23 protein-coding genes and 2 pseudogenes are annotated in these 23,537 nt (G+C 51.1%); 11 read left to right on the top strand and 14 right to left on the bottom strand.

What is annotated here, in order from left to right:
* Positions 1-63 precede the first annotated feature (63 nt).
* From TURPA_RS22200 to TURPA_RS16475, 7 genes are all read right to left on the bottom strand, one after another.
* Entirely contained in the window at positions 64-777 is a 714-nt protein-coding gene (locus tag TURPA_RS22200; RefSeq protein WP_014804444.1) for an HNH endonuclease, read from the bottom strand.
* A 341-nt stretch (positions 778-1,118) separates the two neighbouring features.
* Positions 1,119-1,943 carry a hypothetical protein gene (locus tag TURPA_RS16505; RefSeq protein WP_014804443.1) on the bottom strand — a complete coding sequence of 275 codons (825 nt, stop codon included), beginning with the start codon at positions 1,941-1,943 and terminating at the stop codon, positions 1,119-1,121.
* A 432-nt stretch (positions 1,944-2,375) separates the two neighbouring features.
* The gene (locus tag TURPA_RS16495; RefSeq protein ID WP_014804441.1) at positions 2,376-2,837 is read right to left on the bottom strand and encodes a peroxiredoxin; all 462 of its coding nucleotides are present in this window, start codon (positions 2,835-2,837) and stop codon (positions 2,376-2,378) included.
* Positions 2,838-3,056: 219 nt separating this feature from the next.
* Positions 3,057-4,208 carry an IS4 family transposase gene (locus TURPA_RS16490; RefSeq protein ID WP_014804439.1) on the bottom strand — a complete coding sequence of 384 codons (1,152 nt, stop codon included), beginning with the start codon at positions 4,206-4,208 and terminating at the stop codon, positions 3,057-3,059.
* A gap of 133 nt (positions 4,209-4,341) precedes the next feature.
* On the bottom strand, positions 4,342-5,187 hold the full coding sequence (locus tag TURPA_RS16485) for a metal-dependent hydrolase (RefSeq protein WP_014804438.1): 846 nt from the start codon (positions 5,185-5,187) through the stop codon (positions 4,342-4,344).
* A complete protein-coding gene (locus tag TURPA_RS16480) occupies positions 5,184-6,338 on the bottom strand; it encodes a BtrH N-terminal domain-containing protein (RefSeq protein WP_014804437.1) in 1,155 nt (384 codons plus the stop codon). The genes TURPA_RS16485 and TURPA_RS16480 overlap by 4 nt, the downstream gene beginning before the upstream one ends.
* A gap of 50 nt (positions 6,339-6,388) precedes the next feature.
* The gene (locus TURPA_RS16475; protein ID WP_014804436.1) at positions 6,389-7,012 is read right to left on the bottom strand and encodes a TetR/AcrR family transcriptional regulator; all 624 of its coding nucleotides are present in this window, start codon (positions 7,010-7,012) and stop codon (positions 6,389-6,391) included.
* Between the two features lie 195 nt (positions 7,013-7,207).
* Here TURPA_RS16475 and TURPA_RS22195 point away from each other — a divergent pair, with 195 nt between their 5' ends.
* The 3 genes from TURPA_RS22195 to TURPA_RS16460 are packed head-to-tail and all read left to right on the top strand — an operon-like array spanning position 7,208 to position 10,700.
* Positions 7,208-7,759: a PaaI family thioesterase gene (locus TURPA_RS22195; protein ID WP_014804435.1), complete on the top strand. Its 552-nt coding sequence runs from the start codon at positions 7,208-7,210 to the stop codon at positions 7,757-7,759.
* A 31-nt stretch (positions 7,760-7,790) separates the two neighbouring features.
* Positions 7,791-9,533 carry an acyl-CoA dehydrogenase family protein gene (locus TURPA_RS16465; protein ID WP_014804434.1) on the top strand — a complete coding sequence of 581 codons (1,743 nt, stop codon included), beginning with the start codon at positions 7,791-7,793 and terminating at the stop codon, positions 9,531-9,533.
* A 54-nt stretch (positions 9,534-9,587) separates the two neighbouring features.
* Positions 9,588-10,700, top strand: coding sequence for a ferritin-like domain-containing protein (locus TURPA_RS16460; RefSeq protein WP_014804433.1), 1,113 nt, complete (start codon positions 9,588-9,590; stop codon positions 10,698-10,700).
* Between the two features lie 554 nt (positions 10,701-11,254).
* Here the strand turns inward: TURPA_RS16460 and TURPA_RS16455 are convergent.
* Both TURPA_RS16455 and TURPA_RS16450 read right to left on the bottom strand, forming a co-directional pair.
* The gene (locus TURPA_RS16455) at positions 11,255-11,938 is read right to left on the bottom strand and encodes a hypothetical protein (protein ID WP_014804432.1); all 684 of its coding nucleotides are present in this window, start codon (positions 11,936-11,938) and stop codon (positions 11,255-11,257) included.
* Between the two features lie 1,454 nt (positions 11,939-13,392).
* Positions 13,393-13,950, bottom strand: coding sequence for an ankyrin repeat domain-containing protein (locus TURPA_RS16450; protein WP_157210538.1), 558 nt, complete (start codon positions 13,948-13,950; stop codon positions 13,393-13,395).
* A gap of 203 nt (positions 13,951-14,153) precedes the next feature.
* On the opposite strand from TURPA_RS16450, the gene TURPA_RS23510 reads away from it, so the two are divergent.
* From TURPA_RS23510 to xerA, 5 genes and pseudogenes are all read left to right on the top strand, one after another.
* Positions 14,154-14,339, top strand: coding sequence for a hypothetical protein (locus TURPA_RS23510; protein ID WP_157210537.1), 186 nt, complete (start codon positions 14,154-14,156; stop codon positions 14,337-14,339).
* 239 nt (positions 14,340-14,578) lie between these two features.
* Positions 14,579-15,056: pseudogene (locus tag TURPA_RS24350) on the top strand (hypothetical protein).
* Between the two features lie 15 nt (positions 15,057-15,071).
* On the top strand, positions 15,072-15,257 hold the full coding sequence (locus tag TURPA_RS24345; protein ID WP_157210535.1) for a hypothetical protein: 186 nt from the start codon (positions 15,072-15,074) through the stop codon (positions 15,255-15,257).
* 239 nt (positions 15,258-15,496) lie between these two features.
* Positions 15,497-15,757 (top strand): annotated as a pseudogene (locus TURPA_RS16430) (hypothetical protein); the annotation flags it as partial.
* Positions 15,758-16,070: 313 nt separating this feature from the next.
* Positions 16,071-17,069 (top strand): site-specific tyrosine recombinase/integron integrase, encoded by a 999-nt coding sequence (gene xerA / locus TURPA_RS16420; protein ID WP_053332223.1) that lies wholly within the window; start codon positions 16,071-16,073, stop codon positions 17,067-17,069.
* On the opposite strand, the gene pdhA is transcribed toward xerA, so the two are convergent.
* Complete coding sequence (pdhA, locus tag TURPA_RS16415) at positions 17,064-18,020, bottom strand: pyruvate dehydrogenase (acetyl-transferring) E1 component subunit alpha (RefSeq protein WP_014804429.1); 957 nt, start codon at positions 18,018-18,020, stop codon at positions 17,064-17,066. The two genes, xerA and pdhA, sit on opposite strands and share 6 nt — an antisense overlap.
* A gap of 778 nt (positions 18,021-18,798) precedes the next feature.
* Here pdhA and TURPA_RS16405 point away from each other — a divergent pair.
* Genes TURPA_RS16405 through purN form a run of 3 tightly spaced genes read left to right on the top strand, consistent with a single transcriptional unit; the run spans position 18,799 to position 20,859 of the window.
* Positions 18,799-19,776 (top strand): NAD-dependent epimerase/dehydratase family protein, encoded by a 978-nt coding sequence (locus tag TURPA_RS16405; RefSeq protein ID WP_014804427.1) that lies wholly within the window; start codon positions 18,799-18,801, stop codon positions 19,774-19,776.
* Positions 19,773-20,234, top strand: coding sequence for an acyl-CoA thioesterase (locus TURPA_RS16400; RefSeq protein WP_014804426.1), 462 nt, complete (start codon positions 19,773-19,775; stop codon positions 20,232-20,234). The genes TURPA_RS16405 and TURPA_RS16400 overlap by 4 nt, the downstream gene beginning before the upstream one ends.
* Before the next feature lie 4 nt (positions 20,235-20,238).
* Positions 20,239-20,859 (top strand): phosphoribosylglycinamide formyltransferase, encoded by a 621-nt coding sequence (gene purN / locus TURPA_RS16395; protein WP_014804425.1) that lies wholly within the window; start codon positions 20,239-20,241, stop codon positions 20,857-20,859.
* 17 nt (positions 20,860-20,876) lie between these two features.
* Here the strand turns inward: purN and TURPA_RS16390 are convergent, their stop codons facing one another.
* The 4 genes from TURPA_RS16390 to TURPA_RS16375 form a co-directional block, all read right to left on the bottom strand.
* Positions 20,877-21,263 carry a type II toxin-antitoxin system VapC family toxin gene (locus TURPA_RS16390; protein WP_014804424.1) on the bottom strand — a complete coding sequence of 129 codons (387 nt, stop codon included), beginning with the start codon at positions 21,261-21,263 and terminating at the stop codon, positions 20,877-20,879.
* Positions 21,260-21,466: an AbrB/MazE/SpoVT family DNA-binding domain-containing protein gene (locus TURPA_RS16385; protein ID WP_014804423.1), complete on the bottom strand. Its 207-nt coding sequence runs from the start codon at positions 21,464-21,466 to the stop codon at positions 21,260-21,262. Before TURPA_RS16385 ends, TURPA_RS16390 begins: the two co-directional genes overlap by 4 nt.
* Positions 21,467-21,554: 88 nt before the next feature.
* Entirely contained in the window at positions 21,555-22,520 is a 966-nt protein-coding gene (locus TURPA_RS16380) for an IS30 family transposase (RefSeq protein WP_014801511.1), read from the bottom strand.
* 136 nt (positions 22,521-22,656) lie between these two features.
* Complete coding sequence (locus TURPA_RS16375) at positions 22,657-23,526, bottom strand: esterase/lipase family protein (protein ID WP_014804422.1); 870 nt, start codon at positions 23,524-23,526, stop codon at positions 22,657-22,659.
* Positions 23,527-23,537: the final 11 nt, after the last annotated feature.

The following is a 23,537-nucleotide window of genomic DNA, read 5'->3' as shown; positions in this document are numbered from 1 at the left end:
AGGAGCCACGGCACCGCAGCGAGCGCAGCAGGTAAATCTTGTTGTACGCAGTGCCGCATCGGTTCATTGACCAAAGTGCATTCTTCTGTGGCAGTTTGGGCATAAGGCGGTCGCGTTTGCGACTGAGTCATCGCCACCATCTATTAAGCGAATAAGGTGATGAACCTCTAAATACGGTGACCCATCTGATACGCGCTTAAACGGTGCTGGTTTCTTGCATGACTCACATCGGCCTTTGGCGCGCGCCAGTACTTCTGCGACAACATCCGGATTTCGTTGAAAAACAGTCGCTGTGGATTTGCGCTTCAAAGGCTTAATTTTGGCTTTTGCAAGGCGCTCTCGCCTCTCTTTCGCAGTAAGATTCAGAGATTTTCTAAGGTCTTTTTCAAAGGAGTCATCCTCAGGTTGAAATACGGTCGTTATGTTTCTTCTTAGTTTCGCGAGTTGTCGAAGAACCTCATCTGGTATGGATAATGTATTGTAGCCGCGGAACCTTAACTCTATCGGTTTCCATTGTATCTTTTCACGTAACTCTGGGAACGAAATAGGTGGTTCTATGCGGCGGACGAGCTTGACTCGGCAGGCATAACCCCACCTGGCATTCTCTTTTGGCTTTGAAACGAGCCGCCATTCAAGACAAATTCCTTTGCCGGTAACGTAAACCAAGGCTGTGTCACCCGGTTTCGTCTTTTTGCCACAACTCCAATTAGCACCCTCGGTCTTATTGACTAACTCTGGATTATATTCAGGCTTCGCTATAAAAAGATAAGTGGCCATAATTTTAAAATCTGATCTATCTCTGTCTACGTAAAGATGATTTTAGTAGAGGGTTTCTGATCTTGCGGCATTGCGTACAACGCGGAATTTACCTGACGTTTGGTGACGCATGTGTCATTATTTCAACCTGTAAAGCCTATTTGCGTCACCAAATGTGCCCGAAGCGCCTGCCCGAGCCCGGCAAAACCAAGCTCCCGCTTGGCCGGGCGCAGGGCATCTTGGGCGCGTAGGGCCGAGCACCCGAGGAGCTACGGCACCGCAGGGAGCGCAGCAGGTAAATTTTGTTAGCTGCCGTAGGCGCGCATACGGAACCGTCAAAACACGGATGTTTTGACGGTTAATCAGAACCATGTTTTTTTGATAAATTTTGATATTTTCAGTGCGTCAGGTTCATTAGTATTTCGCGCCTTTTCAGATGCGATCGCGTCAGCAAAAGTATCCCACCGGCCATAGACTGATCGTGCATTTTTTGGGAGAAATAGTTTTTCAAACTGAATTTCACCTATCTTCTCCATTTGATATTTCGATTTCTTAAAATCTTTTGCATAACAATATTGCAGATCAGGACTTGGCTGCATATCTTGTAAATGCCTATTTAAGCAACGCCCTTTCAGGATATCTTGGACATTCGGTTTATCGACCGAAAGAAAATCTACTGCCACCAGAAGGTTAAGACCAAACTGAGTCTGTTCTTCAGCTGCTAACACGAGCGCAGCCCCGAATCTACCATCAGTTAGCGGAATAGCCAGGCAGTCACCCTTTGCAAAAATTGCATTAACTAATTTAACAGGCTTCGGCTTTCGGGGTTTTGGATTCGGCTCTTTAATTAGTGCCAGAAAGTCTTGCATTGCTGTTTCACGCTTTTTGAGCTGAGCCTGCGAAGCTCCCAAACTCTGCCAACGTTGTAATTCAGCACCTGAGTTTATCAGATCTGTAACTTTTTCAAGTATTGCTTTATCCAGAGAACCGCAATCCCATTGAGCTTTGGCAAGAGCAAAGTAGAGTTCATTAGATTCATCAGGGTCATCAATAAGCGAACTATAGGCTGCGCTTATTTGCTTTGTAATTTCAGAGACAGGCGCGCCTTGATTAAATTTATCTAAGAATTCGCCATAAATATCTTTAAAGACATCATTCGAAGCAATCCCAGTCCCCCATACACCCATTCTAAATAGAGGCCGGCCAAGGATGGCCGGGGATGTCAATCATGTTAGCGCCTATGGCAGCTAACGTGGAATTTACCCGACGTTGATGGTGCGCCACGCAATAAAGCCGGGCTTACTTGAAAAGCCACATACTAAGCACCATCAATGTGGTCGGAGCGGCTCGCGGCGGCGCGCAAAAGCAAGCGTCCCGCTTGCGCGCCGTCCGCGATCTTTGCCGCGCAGACCCGAGCACGCGAGGAGCCACGGCACCGCAGCGAGCGCAGCGGGTAAATTTTGTTGTACGCAGTACCGCGCCTCTTCGGCTTTGCTTCTTGGTCTTCTCGCGCCCCATTTCCCGCCGGAGCCACGAGGGCGGAGGCGGGCCACCGCTTGTGCGCCCACAAGCGGTGGCATGAGTTGACGGTGTGGGTTCCCGTAAGTTGCAGGCAGAGCTCAAGTGCTTTTAGGCAGATGCCTAAGCGTTTCAATCGCGACATCCGCGTGTTTACTCATACTGAGCTCACTTGCAATCACCTGTATTACCCGACTATCTTTACCGATGACAAACGTAGCACGCCGGTTAAATAATGGCCCAAGGCGTTTTACCCCGAATTGTTTTGCGATTATTCGGTCGGGATCAGAGAGTAAAGGGAATCCGAATCTGTGCTTTTGATCGAACGTTGCCTGCCGCTCGACGCTGTCGCTACTGATGCCGACTATTGACGCACCCACTGCGTGAAAGTCTTGTGCTAAATCCCGAAAATGGCAACTCTGCGCGGTACAGCCCGCAGTCATAGCACGGGGATAGAAAAAGATTACGACCGGGCCACCTTGCAGCAAATTCGTAAGCGTCATGGGCTTGCCGAGTTGATCTGGTGCCGTAAAGTCATGAATAAGATCACCGATTTTTAGCATAAAATTATTCCTAGATTACTGTTTTGTGAAGGAATCTAGCATTTCTGGATTGCGCAAATAGTTAGCACCCCAAACCAGCAACAAAATAATTGCTTGCGGCAAATACATTTCGCCATGTTCCATGTGTGTGGCGATCGCACCGCCCATATGTGCACTTAATAATAAAACTCCTAATGATGATGTTCGGGGAATAAGAAATAAGATAGCAGCAGTGAGTCATTAGTGTTCGGCAGAAAATTCGAATCTGGCTTGCTGGGGGTTGGTTTTCGGCGGCGATTGGCCGACGACGGGCTTTCTTGGTTGAATGGATAAGACAATACGGGCTTGGAACGCTCGGAGAAATTCGGTAAATTTTGTCTTGGTGCGGACAGTTACATGGTGCATTTGCCAGAGTAAGATATAAAGAATCATTGCAAGCCAAATCTGAAGTTTCACGGCGTTTTCGGATATTCCATACATGCGTTTCACCTGGATATTTTGTTTCAGCCACTTGAAGAAAATTTCAATACTCCAGCGCTTGCGATAAATATCAGAAACTTCCTCGGCAGAGAGTTTCGGGTTGTTGGTAATTACTTTGATTTCCTTTTGGGTTTTAATATCCACAAGGCGAAATAAAAACAGATGCTCACCGAACTCACCTTTTACATCACCCAACAACGCTACTGTTTGCTTTTCTAAAACGCCGGGAACATCATGTATGATTTCGGATTTCAGTGTCGTCAGAAGCAGATTTGTTTTGGCCCGAATCACAAAAAAAGCCTTATTTTCGTGGATTTTTCGCCATAATTTGAAGTCTGTATAGGCGCGATCAAAAACGTAAATGATTCCCTTCAGAAACGAAAATTGGTGCGCCAACTTTACATCGGATCTATTCGCATTTGTGATTTTCAGATTTCGTGGAATCTCGTTCTGCTGATCGAATAGCACATGCACTTTGATGCCTTTTTTAGAAGAACGGAATTTTGCCCACTTAAAGCGGGTGTCGCTAAAAGTAATCGTTGTTGAATCCAAAACACGAATTGCTTTTTGCACTGTTCGTGGCAGCGATTTTTTCAACCGATAAAAAATCACAAAAAATAATGATCGATAGAATTCGTAAGATCGCTTCGAATTTGCTTCCGAAATTGTGCTCAGTTTGACCGATTTAAAACCCATATGGTAAAGTTTTTCAGGCATTGCATTCAATTGCTCCACAGCAAACCGCAGCGACTTAGCCTTGGTCAAAAGAGCAAACATCCAAAACGAAAAATGCCCCCAGTGGGTCAGGCGCCGCCCGGAATTTGCCTTGAAGTGTTTTTGCGCCAGTGCGCCGAACTCATGTCGGTCGAATTGTCGTTGCAGTTGTGAAAAGCTTGTATTTTGATGTCCCATCGCGTTTGATCCCCCGTTTTATTGGTTGTTTTGCAATTCCCAATAAATTTCGGACACGGGTCAAACAGCGATATTTTTACTTTCTACCGAACACTACTGAAGCACCCTTTGGCCAAAAAATGATCCATTCATATCAGGCGCTTTGCCGTTGAAGATAGTCATGGATGAGGTGTTCATCCTTGATATCGCGCGGATGAAAATCCGGCTTCAAGTATTGGACGCACGACGCCACAAACATCCGCCCAAGACTTTCTTTTTCGAAGAATAATTTGGGTATATCCTTTATCAAATCGACCCTGGTAAGCGTTGCATCCTGCTTAATGAAATGAGTTGCAATAATTCCGATTAACAGCGGTACGCCGACGGCAATAAAGCCGAGGCCAACCATGCGGGTGAAATAACTGTCGTCTACATCCTGGAGCAGGTCGAATGCCACATCTTTGTGCTCAATTTCTTCGACCGCATGCCAGAGAAATAAGGCACGGATTTCTTCCGGTACGTCGGCCAGCGCCGCACGATTCTTAAGAAAATGGGCAGCCCACGTGGCCGTCATATGCTCCGCCGCAGCGGTGACTGAAAGACCTATTTTATCCCATACCTTTTCAGTCATAAAAGGTTCGAACTCCTCAAAAACAAAATTTTCCACGCCTGCAATGAACCGCTCATACTCGTAACCATGCTGCTTCAAAAAGGTATTGAATTTTTCGTGTTGCTTACCGTGCTGTGTTTCCTGACCTGCAAAATCTTTAATGGCTTCGCGCAGCGTTTCGTCGTGCGTTTGGCTGGCGAAACGATTGACGCTCCGGATAAAAAAGCGTTCACCTTCGGGAAACATAAGGCTTAGCGAGTTCATTACATGTGTCAACAAGCCGCTTTGTTTCAGCCAATGCCGCGGCACGCCGTTAGGGTATTCGAGTTTTAGCTTCCGTACCGTAAGCTTTGTCCTGCCGGCATGTGCAATCTTTTCTAATTTTTTCATAAAATCCTCCGTTGTGTAATCTTGAATATTTCACCCGAAATCTGAAAATCAGGCACAAACTCCGTCGCCAGCAAACAGAGAATGTCGTTTGTACTTCGCTCAAAATGCCAGAGATTCTTTAGCTGCCTGCGGATCTGAGTCTTTGCGTCGCCGCGCGTAATTTTCCTGAAAGCCAACATCTTATAGAAATCTGCAATCTTGGAAAGCCTCTCGCGGCTCAAGCGAACCGACCTCTGCAAATCTGCCAGTAATTCCAGCGCTCGCCCCTGCGAGCTGAAAATTTTCTGCAAAACAGGAAAGGGAAAAACCCGATCATTTACGAGTTCATTCACAAAATCGAGATAAATCCCCCTGAACGCCCCGCCCCCCGTGCCGCGTTTTTCTATCACCTGATAAAAAAAACGGCCGCCCAGGGCGAAATCTTTGTCGTCTGCCTGGGAGGTGAAATCAGAGCTGCTTAACCACGCTTCATGAGCACGATGCCACGAAAGAAAAAAAGCCTCACCTGAAGAAGACAACTCACGGATTTGCTGATAAATAGCGCGTGAGACTGCTTTTGCACCAAGGTCGACCGTCAACTCGGGTAATGTCCCGAGATCGTAAGCCGTATACGCTCCAGCCCACATCGCATTTGAATAGGCTGTACATTTATCAAGATCTTGCGCCGAGACGACCTGTAGTTCAGCAAACGCGGTATCTGCAATGGTGTATTTTCTATCATTGTAACCACAAACGACGAACTTATGCCCGGGAAAATGCATGGGTGATTTATAATAGGGCAACCCGGCGACATCGCCTTGCAAGAGTACAGGAACACCCGCTTGGATTTTCTGCTGAATATGCGCTTCTAAATCTGTGAAAGTCTTAAACTCGATTCGCTCGAAGTCAATTTCACAATTTTTTAAGAAATTGTTTTCGAGGTCACGGCATCGCCCCATAAAAATGCCAAGCGGAATTTCGGCAGCCGCGGATTTATAATAGTGCGCCATGCCAGAAGCGAGCCCAAAACAGGCCGCTTCGCTGAGCGGCCAACCGCCATAGTTGACGACGTCTTGTAGCGAAGTGGAGCCGCAGTGACGGCCGACCGTGTGCTGAAAGCCAAGCAATATTTCTGTGTTGGTTTGCTCATTTACCTGTCGCAGCTGAACCATAGGGGCACCTATGGCATTCGATTCAGTCAGTCAATAATTTATTAAATACTCTAATTTGGATGAATTTTGTCTTGTAGAATAAAATCCACGGCACGGGGCGCCATCAGTCGCCTGTCATTGCGTACGGCCGGCGCTGAAAGACTTAGGATAAAGCTGTAGAGCATGTCAATCATCAAGGATTGCTTTACCCCCCTCCCGCTTTTCGGCGGATTTCGATCGAATGCAGCTTCTATCAGTGATCGGAAATTACCGCCATATTTTCTCGTGTAGAATACCGCTATGGTCTTAGGGGCCGAATATACAAGTTGGAATATTAGGGCGATCCTCTCCGGATAGACATCTGAATAATTCGCCAGGGTATTAAATATCGACACCAGCTCTTCCCTGAGCCCTTCAGTGCGGTTCAAATCGCGCCTGAGGCCCCTGATGACCATTAAATGCGTATAAATCAGGCATTTCTTGAAGAGGTTTTCTTTGCTTTGAAAGTGGTAGTAGATGCTGGCCTGTTCGGCGCCTGTTCGCTTGCTGAGCTCGACGAGGCTTGTGCCATAGTAACCGCGGGCGGAAAAAGCCACGGCCGCGCCGTTTAAGATTTTCATACGGGTCTTGGCTGTTCTGTTCCATACCCTCTTTTTGGGCGCGGTCGGCAGCGTTCCTTTTTTATCTCGCACCATGAATTATGCGGCAAGGTCGTGATTATTTATCCGCAGGCAAGTTCTTTAAGATTCGTCAAGATGAAGGGGTATGGGCTGGCGTTTTTTGCAGGCGCCAGAAGGGGGGAAATTTGTTGACGCCATGTTTTAATTTAGCACATACTAAAATATGAAAAAAGCAAGAACTACAGCCCGCGCCTCGCTGAGGCCGGAGAAATGAAAACCTTATTTGATATTCAGGATATTTCGGCATGCATTGCGGAATCGACACATATTCCTGATGCCATATCGCGCTTCATGTCCCACTCGACCGACTTGATTGAAAGCAGGCAATATTTTCACGAAGCCACCGGCATGCTGCTGATGGAAATGCGCATGGGCGATAACGCCGAAGGCCCGCCCGATCACGTCCACGGCGGCTTTACTTCAGCGATTCTCGACGAAGCCATGGGCGGTGCGGCTTGGTGCAACGGCTATCCCGTACTCGCGGCAAATATCAACGTCTCGCTCAGAAAATCCATCCCCCTCAACCAGACATTCTATTGCGCCGGTAAAACAGAACGCATCGATACCAGACGGATTTATACCGTAGGGCAGATATTTGACGCCGAGGGTAAACTGTATACTTCTGCGACGGCAGTCTTTATCCGCATTCCCGAAGCGCTTCTGATTCAGTCGCACCAGCGTTTTTCAAAATTTGCGTCGTTCAATAAAATGCGGCAAAATGGTCATTCGGTATCGCAAATTCTTGAAGCGGGCAAGGCATGACACAACGCTACGGGTGCCATAAGGTTCAAAAATGATCAAGGGCAATTACTTTGAAGACAATGCGGATTTACGATTTAATATTGAACATTTTGTTGATTGGGAAACTTTGATCCCGCTGCAAGAGCAGGGCTTTGTTGATGCAGCCGCATTCAAGCAAAATGGCAACAAGCTACTGGAGTTTGCCCCTGCGAGCACGGCTGAATGTCTTGAGGGGTATGCCGCCGTTTGGTCACAGATCGGCAAAATTTGTGGTGAAGAAATTTCACCTTCTGCGCGCGCGATGGAAAAGCATGGCATCCATTTGGTCAGCGGAAAAGTCAATTTTCCGCCCGATACACAGCGCATTGTCGATCTGATAGTAAAATCCGGCATGCTCGGTACCAACATATCACGCCAGAACGGTGGTCTGCAAATGAACTTGACCGGTTCGAGCGCAGTTTTTGAAATGCTGAGCCGCGCCGACGTCGCCTTCGGAATCAGTGCCAGTTGCTTTAATCTGGCCGAAGTGATAGAGCGTTTCGGTGACGAAAATATGATTAAGACCTGGGTTCCGAAAATGGCGGCTGGCGAGGTGTGTGGTGCCATGGCATTGACCGAGCCCAATTACGGTAGTGATCTGTCGCGCGTCACAACGAAGGCTGTAAAAGACAATGATGGTAATTGGACTCTTACAGGGACAAAGCGGTTTATTACCCATGCCTGCGGCTTAAACGAGCGCCCCAGTATGATACTGACTCTGGCGCGCAGTGCCGGTCCCGGCGCAAAGGGCTTATCCTTCTTTCTGGTGCACAGCGATGAAATCGAAGTCACCCGAATCGAAGAAAAGATGGGTTTGCATACTTCCCCAACTTGCGAGATTGTTTTTGAAAAAAGCAAAGCGCAGCTCATCGGTGAAGAAGGCTTAGGTCTCGTCAAATATGCGATCCAAATGATGAACGGTGCCCGCATGGGCATCGCGGTTCAGTCGGTCGGCATCGCCCAAGCCGCATACGAAGAAGGTAAGAAATATGCCGCCGAGCGCGTCCAATTTGGCAATACCATTGAAAACTTGCCGCCGGTGAAGCGCATTCTCGACGACAACGAAGCCTATGTCCACGCGATGCGAGCATTGGCGTATCGTGCCTGCGAGGTTGTGGATCACTATGATGGGTTAGTTAAAAAACTCGTCCGCGAAGGTGAGGCTGAACGAGCGATTCGTAAGCGGCCGGAGATTATCAGGCTCGATAAACTGGCAAAGTTGCTCACCCCCACGGCGAAACTGTTTAATTCAGAATCAGCCAATACAGTGGCGTACCATGCGCTACAAATTTTCGGAGGTTCCGGCTATACCGAAGAGTTTGATATTGCGCGCATCTACCGCGATGCCCGCATTACCACAATTTACGAAGGCACAACACAGTTGCAGGCAGTCGCCGCGATTGGGGCCATTGTCGAAGGTAGTCGGCTCGGGGGGATTTTGTACGAATACATCAGCGCAGAAATTGGCAAACTACCCGAAGCCGACAACCGCAAACAACTCGAGTCAGATTTTGATCAATTCATACGATTAGTACCAGTATATAAAGATCGGGCAGGAAAAGAAGCGCTCGCAATTGACGTGGTTACCGCCTTTGCTTACCTGTTCTGCAATATCCTACTGTGCCAGCAGGCACAAATTGCCGCTGAAAAACAACTCAGCATTGCGGCTGATAAAGCTCGCATAGCCAAGTACTTTTCGGCACTCAGTCGCCGCTATCTTGGTGGTGTTCAGATTGCACTATCTATCGCGGCTTAATCAATCATATGCAAGTTCTCAATTCAACAAAATTAAAAAATTCAGGAGGGATTTATGAGTTTAGCAGATGATGTAAGCGCGATCGGGGGCATGATCGGACGCAACCCGAGGGTCGCGCTTGACCTAATGCCGTCGGCGGTTGCAGGGTATGTACTTAATGGGGGGAAAAGTAATACACTTAAAATTGCATCCGGGCATGAAGTCTTTTACGACTGGACATACGAAAATACTGGCAATCCCGAATTTAAGAAACTGTACCGCCGCGCCTACAAAGCGCAATGGGATGCAGAAGACCTGCCCTGGACTGCCAACGTAGATACAGCAAATCTGGAAAAACCGATTTTTCCTGAAAAATTTGTACCGGGTTTCGGTGAGTCATTTTATCCGAAAGATAAATCAAAGCGTGAAGAAATTGTCCATTCGACGATCAGCTGGATGCTTTCACAGTTTCTGCACGGCGAACAGGGTGCACTGTACATCGCGGGTGAAACGGTTGAAGCAACGCCGTGGTTTGATGCCAAGTTATACGGTTCAACGCAGGTAGTCGATGAAGGCCGTCATGTCGAAGTATTCTCAAAGTATCTGCTTACAAAATTGAAAAAATTGTACCATGTGAACGATAACCTGTTTGTCATTTTGCGTTCCATCACAGCCGGTTCAGACTGGGACCTAAAATTTCTGGGAATGCAGATTATGATTGAAGGCCTGGCGCTGGGTGCTTTTGGCATGATCTATAAACACACGCATGAACCCTTACTCAAAGAACTGTTGAAGCTGGTGATCGCCGATGAAGCTCGCCATGTGCATTACGGCGTCGTAGCATTGCGCGATTATTTCACAAAAGAGATATCTGAGAGCAAACGTCGGGATCGGGAGGATTGGGCCTATGAAGTATCCGTACTTCTGCGCAATCGCTTCCAATTTATGGAAATCTATGAAGAATATTTCGCACACGGTATCAGCCGAAATGCGTGGTTGAAGATGGTTGATACATCCGAAATCATGCAAGATTTCAGAACTCAGCTCTTTACCCGCATGGTGCCAAACCTTAAAGAGATAGGCCTTTTATCTGATCGTATCAGACCAAAATACGAACAGTTGGGGATACTGAAATTTGAGCATGGCAAATCTGCCAATCATTTGACGGCAGAAGACCTGATCAGGTAATACCGCTCAATTTCTGCATAACCTTGTTTCGCCTGCCATGGCAAAACAAGTCTTCCGTAAAATTCCGGTTAAGCCACTCCACTGCAGAGAACAAAATTTACACTCTGCGCTTGCCTGTCGGTCGATGACCGCCAGGTTCGACTGCGGTGCCGTGGGCTCCACCGAAGACGGAGACTCGCTTCGCTCGTCGCGCGTACTCGGGTCTGCGCGGCGAAGACGCCTCCAGCCAAAACGTCGTGTAAATGCCCCGTTCGCGACCGGCATGGACGCCGGGCGCTCTTGGGGGCGCGATCGATCACATAACCTCCCGGTCTTTCTAACTTCTTACCTCTTGGCGCGGTATTGCGTACAACGTGGAATTTACCTGACGTTTGGTGACGCTTGTGTCATTATTTCAATCTGTAAAGCCAAATTGCGTCACCAAATGTGCCCGAAGCGCCTGCCTGAGGAGCACCAAACAAACGTCCCGTTTGTGCGACGAAGGCATCTTTGGCGCGCAGGGCCGAGCACCCGAGGAGCTACGGCACCGCAGGGAGCGCAGCAGGTAAATTTTGTTAGGCGCCGTGGGCATTCGGTAAAATATTCGTGTAATCTCTTAAAAGCTGCTTCTTACTCATGTCTACTGCTAACCACGTATCAACGTTATCTTCATCATAATGCTTCCCAGCAAGAATGAAATGAAAATAGGCTTTCTCTCCAGGACGCAGATTAGGTACTCGGGTTAAAAAGCCTCTTTCTGTGTATTCGGTAAAGCTACCAATGTGAATGTTTCGTGTTTGAGTATCGAAATTTAGGTATTTCGAATACCGAAAAGGCAGCCAATCTCTTGCCTTTGCTCTTTCCATTAGTACTTCACCGTCCTCTGTGCCTAAATGTATTTGGTACTTTGAGTCATTGTATGAAATCGCATCAAGATATTGACCTGAGCTCGGGCCTTGAGTAATCTCTTGATCGTGGGAATTCAATTCAAGCCGAATTTTCAATTTTTCGTAGTTTGAGTGAGACTTTTGGAAAAATAAGCACCAAGCTACTCTGTTTAAAACACTGGAGTTATTCCCAAGGTTTAAGTCAAGTAATTGTCTGAATATCGTAATCTGGTATGATCGCGAAGTGACGTTAATAACATCTTTGTTAACTGACGCGGCATCGGATGCTTTAGCATCTGAATCAGTACTTAAAATACTTATCTCAAAAGTACCAAGCGCAGTAGGAAACTCTTCTCTGAAGATCGATATCATGTTCCTGGTAAACCAAAAATATTTATGCCCATGGCGCCTAACGTTAATTTTACGCTGACGTGCGCCTGCGGGTGTAAAGTGTTTTGCATTTCAACCATTGCGTTTTACGCGAAGCGCATGTGCCCGGAGCGCCTGCCTGAGGAGCACCAAACAAACGTCCCGTTTGTGCGACGAAGGCATCTTTGGCGCGCAGGGCCGAGCACGCGACCCAACGCAGTGGTCGCGGCGCAGCGCGTAAAATTTGTTCTATGTCGTTGCCGTCAAGCGGTCGCTTGGGGGGCAGGGCTGTGGCGTGTTCGCAAAACCCGCACTTTACCTGACGAGCGGCGCGAGGTCTGCGAAAAGCGGAGTTCGCAAGCTTTCCGTAATTCCCGCCGCGTACGAATGAACGAAGGCTCGCGAACGTAGCGCAAGACGAAACCTGATCCATCGCGCCGACAACTCTTCGCGGGTTTTGCGAATACGCCTGGGTAAAACTCTTGCAGCGATCGCGGAGCGTCGCGATCTTCATCTGTAGCAGTCGTTACACAACCCGCGTTGAAACCTGGAAGGAGCTTACAATGACGAAGGGCTCTTCGGCCTTTCTACCTCTTCGCGACGCTAGGCAATGACATAGAACGCTTGATTTTACAAGACGATTTGGGGTGTGCCGTCTTCGGCGCAACCCAAATTGTGTCGAAGGCGACTGCGGCGCGCCTGCCAACTAAGCTCGACAGAGCGCAGGCATCGACGCATCTTCGTCGCCGAGACCGAGCACGCCTTTCGCGAAGCGAATGGCGGCGCAGCTTGTAAAATTTGTTCTAAGCCGTTGCCGTCAAGCGATCGCTTGGGGGCAGGTCGTGGCGTGTTCGCAAAACCCGCACTTTACCTGACGAGCGGCGCGAGGTCTGCAAAAAGCGGAGTTCGCGAGCTCTCGCTAATTCCCGCCGCGTACGAATAAACCTAAACTCGCGAACGCAGTGCGAGGCGAAACCTGATCCATCGCGCCGATAACTCTTAGCGGGTTTTGCGAATAAGCCGGTGTGAAATTCTGCAGCGATCGCGGAGCGTCGCGATCTTCAATTGTAGCAGTCGTTACACGACTAGCTTTCAAGCTTGGAAATGTCGTGCAATGATGAGGCGCTCTTAGTGGTAATGCTTCTCTTCGCGACGCTAGGCAATGGCTTAGAACGCGGAATTTACCTGACTTTTGGTGACGCTTGTGTCATTATTTCAGCCTGTAAAGCCCTTTAGCGTCACCAAATGTGCCCGAAGCGCCTGCCCGAGCCCGGCAAAACCAAGCTCCCGCTTGGCCGGGCGCAGGGCATCTTTGGCGCGTAGGGCCGAGCACCCGAGGAGCCACGGCACCGCAGGGAGCGCAGCAGGTAAATTTTGTTAGCTGCCGTTAGTGTCGCACTGTAATAATCGACTTCGGCACGGAGGCCGGAGTCGAAACTATTGGGGGTATTTTATTTCTACCTTGAAGGGCTTTTTGGGGCGCCAAACTGAATCTCATATTTTTGAAGCCTTTTCACAATTTTTCTATATTTCCGGGTAGAACCTTCTTTTAACATATAGGATTCAATTCTCTGTCGAGCAGTCATGCCAATGTCATCTGCATCAAAAGGATTCACTCCATATCGAATTAGTAAATCCACGGTTTGTTCATTCTCCCAAAAAGCTGCGCTCATTAATGCTGTATGGGAGCCCTCCTTGGATTTTAAGGACAGATTTGCGCCCTTTTCTATAAGGTATTTTGTTACACCAGAATCGCAGCGAGTAGAAATGTTCAGAATAGTATCACCTTGGGAATCAAATTGATTTGGATCTACATTCTGGGACAGTAGGGTTTTTATTCGGTCTAGGTTACAGTCATGCGCGGCTTCAGCTAGTTCTGATTGTGGTATTATTATTTCTGCGCCGCGGCACATGCAGCAAAAAAATGAAACCAAGCCAAGTGATTTGACATGAGAAAATTGCACTAAGATTTGATGCCCGCCAAGGATGGCGGGGATGTCAACATAAATCGACACTAATGGCAGCTAACGTTAGATTTTACAAGACGATTTGGGGTGTGCCGTCTTCGGCGCAACCCAAATTGTGTCGAAGGCGACTGCGGCGCGCCCGCCAATAAAGCTCAACTGAGCTGCGGGCGTCGACGCATCTTCGTCGCCGAGACCGAGCACGCCTTTCGCGTAGCGAATGGCGGCGCAGCTTGTAAAATCTGTTGCCCGCCGTGCCGACTCGCGAGCGCGACGTCGCATCGATCGGGCAGGGGCCTATTGCTTTCAAGCTCGCGATGCGTGGCCTGCGAAGCCGCAATACCGAATTCGAACAAATAGCAGGATTTCTGACGCTCACGAACCTCGAAACCAGGAGCGCCCACCGAGCAGTCGTGCTTGCGCCAGTCGCCAAACTCTAATCTTCATCGAAATAGCAAGCCGCAAGCTCGACTGCACACAGTATCTCTTCTATTTTTCGGCCACGCATAGGCATGGCGGGCAACGTTAGATTTTACTAGACGATTTGGGGTGTGCCGTCTTCGGCGCAACCCAAATTGTGTCGAAGGCGACTGCGGCGCACCCGCCAATGAAGCTCAACCGAGCTGCGGGCGTCGACGCATCTTCGTCGCCGAGACCGAGCACGCCTTTCGCGTAGCGAATGGCGGCGCAGCTTGTAAAATCTGTTGCCCGCCGTGCCGACTCGCGAGCGCGACGTCGCATTGATCGGGCAGGGGCCAATCGCTCTCAAGCTCGCGATGCGTGGCCTGCGAAGCCGCAATACCGAATTCGAACAAATAGTAGGATTTCTGACGCTCACGAACCTCGATACCAGGAGCGCCCACCGAGCAGTCGTGCTTGCGCCAACCGGCAAACTCTAATCTTCACGCAAATAGCAAGCCGCAAGCTCGACTGCACACAGTGCTTCTTCTATTTTTCGGCCACGCATAGGCATGGCGGGCAACGTTTGATTTTGCAAGACGATTTGGGGTGCGGCGTCTTCGGCGCAACCCAAATTGTGTCGAAGGCGACTGCGGCGCGCCCGCCAATAAAGCTCAACTGAGCTGCGGGCGTCGACGCATCTTCGTCGCCGAGACCGAGCACGCCTTTCGCGTAGCGAATGGCGGCGCAGCTTGTAAAATCTGTTGCCCGCCGTGCCGGCTAGCGAGCGCTACAGACCTTCGATCGGGCAGGGGCCAATCGCTCCCAAGCTCGCGATGCGTGGCCTGCGAAGCCGCAATACCGAATTCGAACAAACAGCAGGATTTCTGACGCTCACGAACCTCGATACTAGGAGCGCCAACCGAGCAGTCGTGCTTGCGCCAGCCGCCAAACTCTAATCTTCACCCAAATAGCAAGCCGCAAGCTCGACTGCACACAGTAACTCTTCTATTTTTCGGCCACGCATAGGCATGGCGGGCAACGTTTGATTTTGCAAGACGATTTGGGGTGTGCCGTCTTCGGCGCAACCCAAATTGTGTCGAAGGCGACTGCGGCGCGCCCGCAAACAAAGCTCAACTGAGCTGCGGGCGTCGACGCATCTTCGTCGCCGAGACCGAGCACGCCTTTCGCGTAGCGAATGGCGGCGCAGCTTGTAAAATCTGTTGCCCGGCGTGCCGACTCGCGAGCGCGACGTCGCATCGATCGGGCAGGGGCTAGTCGCTCTCAAGCTCGCGATGCGTGGCCTGCGAAGCCGCAATACCGAATTCGAACAAATAGTAGGATTTCTGACGCAGACAAACCTCGAAGCCAGGAGCGCCAACCGAGCAGTCGTGCTTGCGCCAGTCGCCAAACTCTAATCTTCATCGAAATAGCAAGCCGCAAGCTCGACTGCACACAGTAACTCTTCTATTTTTCGGCCACGCATAGGCATGGCGGGCAACGTTTATTCCCTGAATGGCGGGAAAGGTTGTGGGGCAAGGATTTTTTTGGGGGATCGGCGGTGGTTATGTTATTGCGACGGAAAATTGCGTGATTTGTGGTTGAGGGTGGGGGAAATGTGAAAAAAGATTGTTGTTCTATTTATGTTCTATATTGTGGCGTGATAAAATATGGGGTCGGGAATTTTGGGGGTGTTGCGGGAGGAGTTGGGGGGCGATCTGGAGTTTGCGTCGAATTTGTTTTTGGCGGGTTTTATGCGGCGGCGGGGGATAGTGCCGGGCAGTGTTGAGTTTCGCGAGTTGGCTGAATATTATAACAGTGGTGGTCGGCGGCGGGGGGTGTTTCGTGAAATGGAGCGGGATGCGCGAGATGGGGTCGATCTTGCGGCGCCGGTTGTACCGGGCGTGCCGGTACGTGAGGCCCAGAAATCCTCATTGCGGGTATGGGATGCAGACAGGTTTGAGCGGGCGTTGCGGATTAAGGATTATTCGCAGGCGACGGTGCGCAGTTATGTTTCGCGTTTAGAGCATTTTTCGCGATGGCTTGGGGGGCGAGGGCGCAGTCTGCAGAGTGTGACGGACGATGAGATTTTTCGTTATGTTGATGAGTTGGTGTCGCAGAAGAAGGTGACATCCATCTATTTGCGGGTTTTGAAGGCGGCGCTGCACGCGTATTTTTCAGAGGTTTTGGGCGAGCCGCGGCTGTTGCCGATGCTGATGGGTATTCGCAAGCGGCATGCGTTGCCGCAGGTGCTGACGAAGGGCGAGGTGGCGCGTTTGTTGCGGGTGACGACGAATTTGAAGCATCGTTCGATGCTGGCGGTGATGTACGGTTCTGGCTTACGGGTGTCTGAGGTAATCAAGCTGCGGGTTGAGGATATTAATTTTGAAAATCTGACTTTGCGGGTGCGTATGGCTAAGGGCAAGAAAGATCGTTATTCGGTTTTTTCTGAATCGATTATACCGGCGTTGCAGGAGCTTTCAGAGGGGCGGCGCGGTAATGAGATGCTGTTCTGGTCGAACCAGCGTGCGGGTAAGGCGGTGAGTGCGCGCACGTTGCAGCATGTGTTTGCGCAAGCGAAGAAGAAGGCGGGTATTCAGAAGGATGTTTCGTGTCATAGCATGCGGCACAGCTTCGCGACACATTTGCTTGAGGGAGGCACGGACTTACGGGTGATACAGAAGCTGTTAGGGCATAAACATATTCAGACAACGACGATATATACGGGCGTGGCGCGGCGGACGCTGCAGAACGTGAAGAGTCCGTTATGAGAAAACGTATTTTTTCATTTCGTCGTAAGTGAGTTCGGGAGAGGCGTCGGCGAACTGCACGGCGTCTTCAACGGTGGCGTCGATTTTCTGGTCGAGGTCAGTGAGTGCGGCGTCGCTGATGCCGAGGGTTTTGAGGCGTTCGCGGGTGGTGTCGAGCGGGTCTTTTTCTTTCATTTCTTCGAGTTCACCGGGCGGGCGGTATTTCGCGGGGTCTGACATGCTATGGCCGCGAAAGCGGTAGGTGATCATTTCGATGAGTGTGGGGCCCTGGCCTGAGCGTGCGCGCACGACGGCTTTGCGGACGGTGTCGTATACGGTTTCGACGTTGAAGGCGTCGATGCGGTGTGAGGGCATATTGAAAGCGTCGGCTTTGCGGGTGAGGTCGTATGTGGGCTGCGAGCGGTAGAGGGGAGTTCCCATGGCGTAGAGGTTGTTTTCAATGATGAAGACGGCGGGCAGGTTCCAGAGCGAGGCGTAGGTGAGGCCCTCATAGAAGCCACCGATGTTGGTGCCACCTTCGCCGATGAAGCAGAGTGTGACGGCGCGGGTGCCGCGGTATTTCGCGGCGAAGGCGTGCCCGGCGGCGACGGCGACATGGCCGCCGACGATGCCGTGTCCGCCGGTGAAGTTGAGTGCGCGCGAGAAGAGGTGCATCGAGCCGCCGAGGCCTTTGCTGCAGCCGGTGGCTTTGCCGAACAGTTCTGCCATGATTTCGCGGGGCGTCATGCCGCGCGCGAGGGCGTGGCCGTGTTCGCGGTACGTAGCGATGACGTAGTCTTGTGGTTCGAGGTTTTCGATGGCGCCGACGGCGACGGGTTCTTCGCCTATGTAGAGGTGGCAGAAGCCGCGGATCTTGCCTGTGGCATAGGCTTTGGCAGCTGCTTCTTCGAAGCGGCGAATGAGCAGCATTTTTTGGTACATAGAGAAGAGGCGGTCGGCTGCGGCGCTCATGGGTAAAGGGAGAGATGAGGATGTAGGTTGTCGAGCAGGTTCCTGGAACGGGAACCTGCTCGCTGGCGACGGAAACCGAAAAAGTGAAAAGCAGCAGAGTCGCTTGGGTATCAAGCGACGGCGCGCTTTAGCAGTCGTTTGCCTTCGCAAACGACGAGGCTTTTCACTTTTTCGGAATATTTTTCCGGAGCCTGCTTGCAAATCCACGTAGGGCAGTGCCGGCTTTTTCAGGGAAATGGGTTCATGCGTGAGAAAAATCCGCATGTTTCTGGTATTTATATTATAGATGGCTAAGAGTAAGTTGATGACGAGTGTGAGTTTGCCGGTTTCAGTGGCGCCGTATTGGCGGCGGCGGAAGCGGGAAATTCTGGGGTTTAATGAGCGGTTTTTACGTTTGGCGATGCGTGGGCGTGTGCGACGAGGAGTGACGCGGCGGTATAATCGGGCGGGTGAGGGGTTTGAGATCGTTTGCACGCGTTTTTGGCCGGGTGAGTATGATGCGTTGCATTTTGCGGCGGCGGCGCTGCGTGTTAGCGTTTCGTCGCTCGTGTATTTATTGATCAAGTTGTGGCTGAAACCCGAGCGGCGGCGTCATCTGCCCCGGTTTTGTGCTAACTATAGCATAGTGCCTGTGGTTTGGGATTCGGCGGCCGGCATATTGGAAGAAAGTCTGACTTTTTGGCGGCTCACGGACAACCTAACCGATTGCGAACTGCCCTGGATGCAGCTGACCGGGTAGAATGATTGTGGCGGTGTCTCGCTTGGCAAGACTGCACGAATGACAGGTCAGGGAAAGCACGCGCTGGTAACCGGCGGTGCGGGGTTTATTGGTGCGCACCTCGTACGCGAGTTGCTTAAGCGTGGGTATAAAATTACCGTTTGGGACAACCTGCACACGGGACGCGAATCGAACCTGGCTGAAATTAGGGGTGAGATAGATTTTGCACCTCTGGATATTCGCACTGTCACGGTTGCTGATGCGTCCGGGTTAAAGTTTGGCAAAGTGCATGTGGTGTTTAACCTGGCTTGCCCTGCTTCACCGCCGCATTACCAGAAAGATCCGGTTTATACGTGGGAGACTTCGGTTTTTGGTATCAGCAACATGCTGAAAATTGCCGAAAGCCAGGGGGCGAGGCTGCTGCACGCGTCGACTTCTGAGATCTATGGCGACCCGTTGGAGCATCCGCAGCGCGAGAGCTATTGGGGCAACGTGAATACCGTGGGCGTGCGCAGCTGTTATGATGAAGGCAAGCGCGCGGCAGAGACGCTGTGCGCGGATTATGTGCGTTATAAGAGTGTGGATGCACGGTTATTTCGGATTTTTAATACATATGGAGAGTTCATGCATCCCGATGATGGGCGCGTGATTTCGAATTTCTGCGTGGCGGCGGCGTTGGGGAAAAAGGTGCCGATCTATGGCAATGGCGCGCAGACGCGTTCGTTTTGTTATGTCTCTGACCTGGTGGCGGGAATCATGGCGTTGGCGGAGCTTGAACGTGCTAACTATGACGGCCCCGTGAATTTGGGAAATCCTCATGAGTTTTCGATACGCGAACTGGTGACAGTGCTTGAGAAGGTTTCGGGCAAGAAGCTCGATACGGAAAACCACCCTCTGCCATCTGACGACCCGAAGATGCGGCGCCCGGTGATCGACCGCGCTGAAAAGCTCTTGGGCTGGAAACCCAGGGTCGAGCTCGAAGAGGGGTTAACGCGCACGCTGGCGTATTTTGCGGCTGAGGTGAAGAACCGGGCATGAGCGAGCCCTGGAAAGATTTTTCGGTGGTGGTCGAGACGGTCGTGCGCTGGCGCGATCTCGACGCGTATAACCATGTGAATAACAGTGTGTATTTGAACTATTTCGAAGAGGGACGTATCGCGTATTACTTTAAGCTCGCCGAACTGGCGGGTATACCTGCGGAGAACGCCGAGGTATTTGACGGTTTTTCGACGGTGCTCGCGAACACGAATATTGAGTTCAAGGGGCAGGGGCGGCTGCACGAGACGCTGATGATTGGCATTCGTTACACGGCGATTCGCAAAATTTTTCTCGAGGCCGAATATGGTATTTTTAACAAGGCGACGGGGCAGCTTTTGGCGCGCGGTAATTCGACGCAGGTGGCTGTCAATCTGAAGACGAATAAGCCGGTGCGGGTGAGCGGTGAGTTCACGGCGATGGCGAAAAAGCTCGAGGGCGACCGGCTGGTGGTTGTCTGATTCGATGCGCACCCTGAAGGATTTTTTTCGTTCAGATTCCGCGCGGTTGAAGAAGCCGCTGCGTCGTATCGCAATCTTGATTTCGGGCCGTGGCAGCAACATGCAGGCTCTGCTGCAGAAAATACGCGAGGGTAAGCTTAAGGCTGACTGCGTGCTGGTCGTGAGTGACCGTGAGGCGAAGGGTATCGAGGTTGCACGCGGTTTTGGTGTGCGCGCCGAGGTGATGCTTCGAGCGAAGGGCGAGGCGCGCGAGGCATTTGATACGCGCCTGGCGGCCAGGCTCAGAGAGGCCGGGGTTGAAGTTGTTGTTTGTGCTGGTTATCTGCGTATTTTATCAGCGCCGATGCTGAAGGCGTATGCGGGTAAGATTCTGAATGTGCACCCTTCGATATTGCCGGCGTTTCCCGGTATGAACGCGCAGCAGCAGGCGCTGGAGTATGGCGTGAAGCTAACGGGGTGCACGATTCATCTGGTCGATGCGGGTGTTGACACGGGTAAGATTCTGGCGCAGGCAGCGGTCGAGGTGAAGCCAGGTGATACAGTGGGGGCGCTCAGCCGGCGCATTCTGGCGGCCGAGCATGCGCTCTATTGGCAGACGCTGCAGAAATTTTTAACAGGTTTCTGAAAAAGGAACCTGTTAGGTCAGTTTCGCTGATTCTTCTTCGGTAAGAACCGCACACCTTCGAGCGTTTCGAAGTGTGCATCTTGCGTCCAGAGTGTGCAATTCTCTAAGCGGGCGGTAGCATAGATCAGGGCATCGGCCATGGGTAGCTTGTGCAGCTTGCTGAACTTGGCGGCTTCGAGTGAGACAGTGAGGTTCACGTCAATGACTCTGTCGAGTTTCATGTGCGCAGCGACTTTGAGCGCCTGCTCTTCGCCGGCTTCAGTGAGCAGCTTCTTGAAGACTTCATAGATCGTGATGACTGGCACGACGAGCTTATTCGTTTCTTCAATAAGCGGCGCTACCACGTCACCGGTCGCGCTTCCCGAAAGGTATTCGAGCCAGCACGAAGAATCGACGATGTTCACAACCGGTCAGATTCTCGATCGATTTGCGTATTCAGTCCAGGTAAGCTGGCTTTAAGCTGTTTGATAGGCTTAATCGGTACGAGTTCTATACGGCCATCGTAGGCAAAGATGTCCATTTTGGAGCCCGCTTTGATGCCAGAATCTTCTCTGACTTGTTTCGGAATCACAACCTGAAATTTAGGTGAAACTTTCACGATAGCCATGCCACCTCCATCGATCGATCTATCGAAAAACGATGTAGTAATCGATATTGCGTCAACCAAATTGAGGGGTGTCTAAGAAATCTCAACCTTACATTCCAAAACGAAGTGCGATAGGGCTGCGAAAGTAGACCTCGGCCGGGGTTCGGTAATTCAGCCGCTTGCGTGGTCGGTTATTTAGTAATTTAAGCGCTGCGTCAACCTGTTCCTGGTCGATGCGCCGAAAATCTGTGCCTTTGGGAAAAGACTCGCGCAGCAGGCCGTTCGTGTTTTCGTTCGTACCTCTCTGCCATGGCGAGCCGGGGTCACAAAAGTAGATGCCGCAGTTCAGCACTTGCTGCAGGTCGCGGTAGCCACTCATCTCGGTGCCCCGATCGTAAATGATACCCCGCAGCCGTTCGTTATCGATGTCGGCGAATAGGTCGCGCGCTGCAGCGTTAAACTGTGTCACCAATTTGCGCTCCAGTTTCGCCGCGAGCAAGTAACGCGAATGCCTTTCGACGAAAGTTGCAATCTGCCCGGTGCCCATTTTACCCTCGACCAAATCGCCCTCCCAGTAGCCGGGTTTGCGTCGCGTCAAAGCTTCGGCTGGCAGGTCGTGAATGCGAAAAAACCCTTTGTTTTCAGCCTCAATCCTCACTTTGCGCTTGTATGGTTTGCCTTTGCGGCGCAGGCACAGGCGATAAAAATTCGATGTGCCGGATTTCTTGCGCACATGATTGTAAATCGTCTGCATGCAGACACCGTCGAAACGTTCTAGGCGCATGCGGCCTGCGATCTGTTCTGGTGACAGCGTCGACTTGAGCGATGCTCCGATCTCTGACCAAAGCTCTGGTGTAACCTTCGCGGCGTTGGTATTAGTCTGGCGCTTTCGCGCCTCGTCTCTGGCGCACCGCGCGCTGTAATGTCGTGGCATTGAATTACGCCGAATCTCTCGAAAAATAGTGCTCGGGTGTCGCTTAAGATTTCTGGCGATTTGGCTGGCCTTGAGGCCCTCAGCAAGGCTTTCTTCTATACGCAGTCTTTCATCATTTGATAGTTGAACGTAGGGTCGCATCCGGGGGCTCCGTGGTCGTTTTTCGCAAATCAACCTCGAAACCCGGGAGCGGCCTTACATTACTTTATCCCTTTCGCACTTCGTTTTGGAATCTGCCAACCGCCTCGAGCATGAGTGGCTATTGTTTAGACAATCCCTATTTACGTCGCTTTTTCGCCGGTTTTGGCTTCGCAGCTTTCTTCGGCTTTTTGGGCTTGGTGACAGCCGCGCGGGCAGGGGATTTTTGAGCTACCTTCGCGGTGGCCTGCAGAACCTTGCCGTTCGCATCTTTTACGGGCACTGGTTTCGGGTCTTTCGCTTCTTCAGCGGCGATGAGTTCGGTGATGCACTCGATGCCTGCAGGGCCCATGAAGAGGTTTGCATGGCCTATCTGGGCGAGTTTGACGTCGTCGAAGCGGCCGGGAATGTTCAGCTTCTTTAAGAAGAGTATTTCATCGAAGCGTGCGAACACGGCCTGAATGCTCGAAAGAGTGCGGTATTTATCTTTCGTTTCGCGCATGAAGGGAGAGAGCGGGTTCATCTGCAGCGTTGCAAAAGTGACTGGAAACAGAAAGGTGAGCGGGTGGCCGCGAAACGGGGTGCCGAGCGTAAAGATCTTGCGCGTACGGTCGCGCCCGCGGTAGCCCATGTGTGCGGCGACAAGCCCGCCCATAGAGTGGCAGACGAGGTAGACGTCGCTGAGATTATTCTCTTCGAGAAAGCGCTGCAGCTTTTCGCTGTAGCTACGCAGGTTGCCAAACTGAAAGCCGAGGCGCACGACGTAGACGGGGTGCCCCTGCGCGGCGAGCGCGGCGCGGCATTTAAGCCAGGTGAGCGGCGAGCCGAAAAAACCCGAGACGAGCACGACGGCGCGTTTGTCGCCCTCGGTAATGTCGCCGGGGCGCACGAGCAGGCCGGGTATGTAGAGCACGAAATAGATGATGCCGTAGATAATTTCGAACAGAATCTGAACCACCACATTGCGCGAGGGTGATTTTTCAGGCAAGAACGTCAGGTGGTCGGCCATGCTGTCCCTGA

Source organism: Turneriella parva DSM 21527, from assembly GCF_000266885.1.
GTDB lineage: Bacteria > Spirochaetota > Leptospiria > Turneriellales > Turneriellaceae > Turneriella > Turneriella parva.
This window is presented reverse-complemented; position numbering and strand designations above follow the sequence as displayed.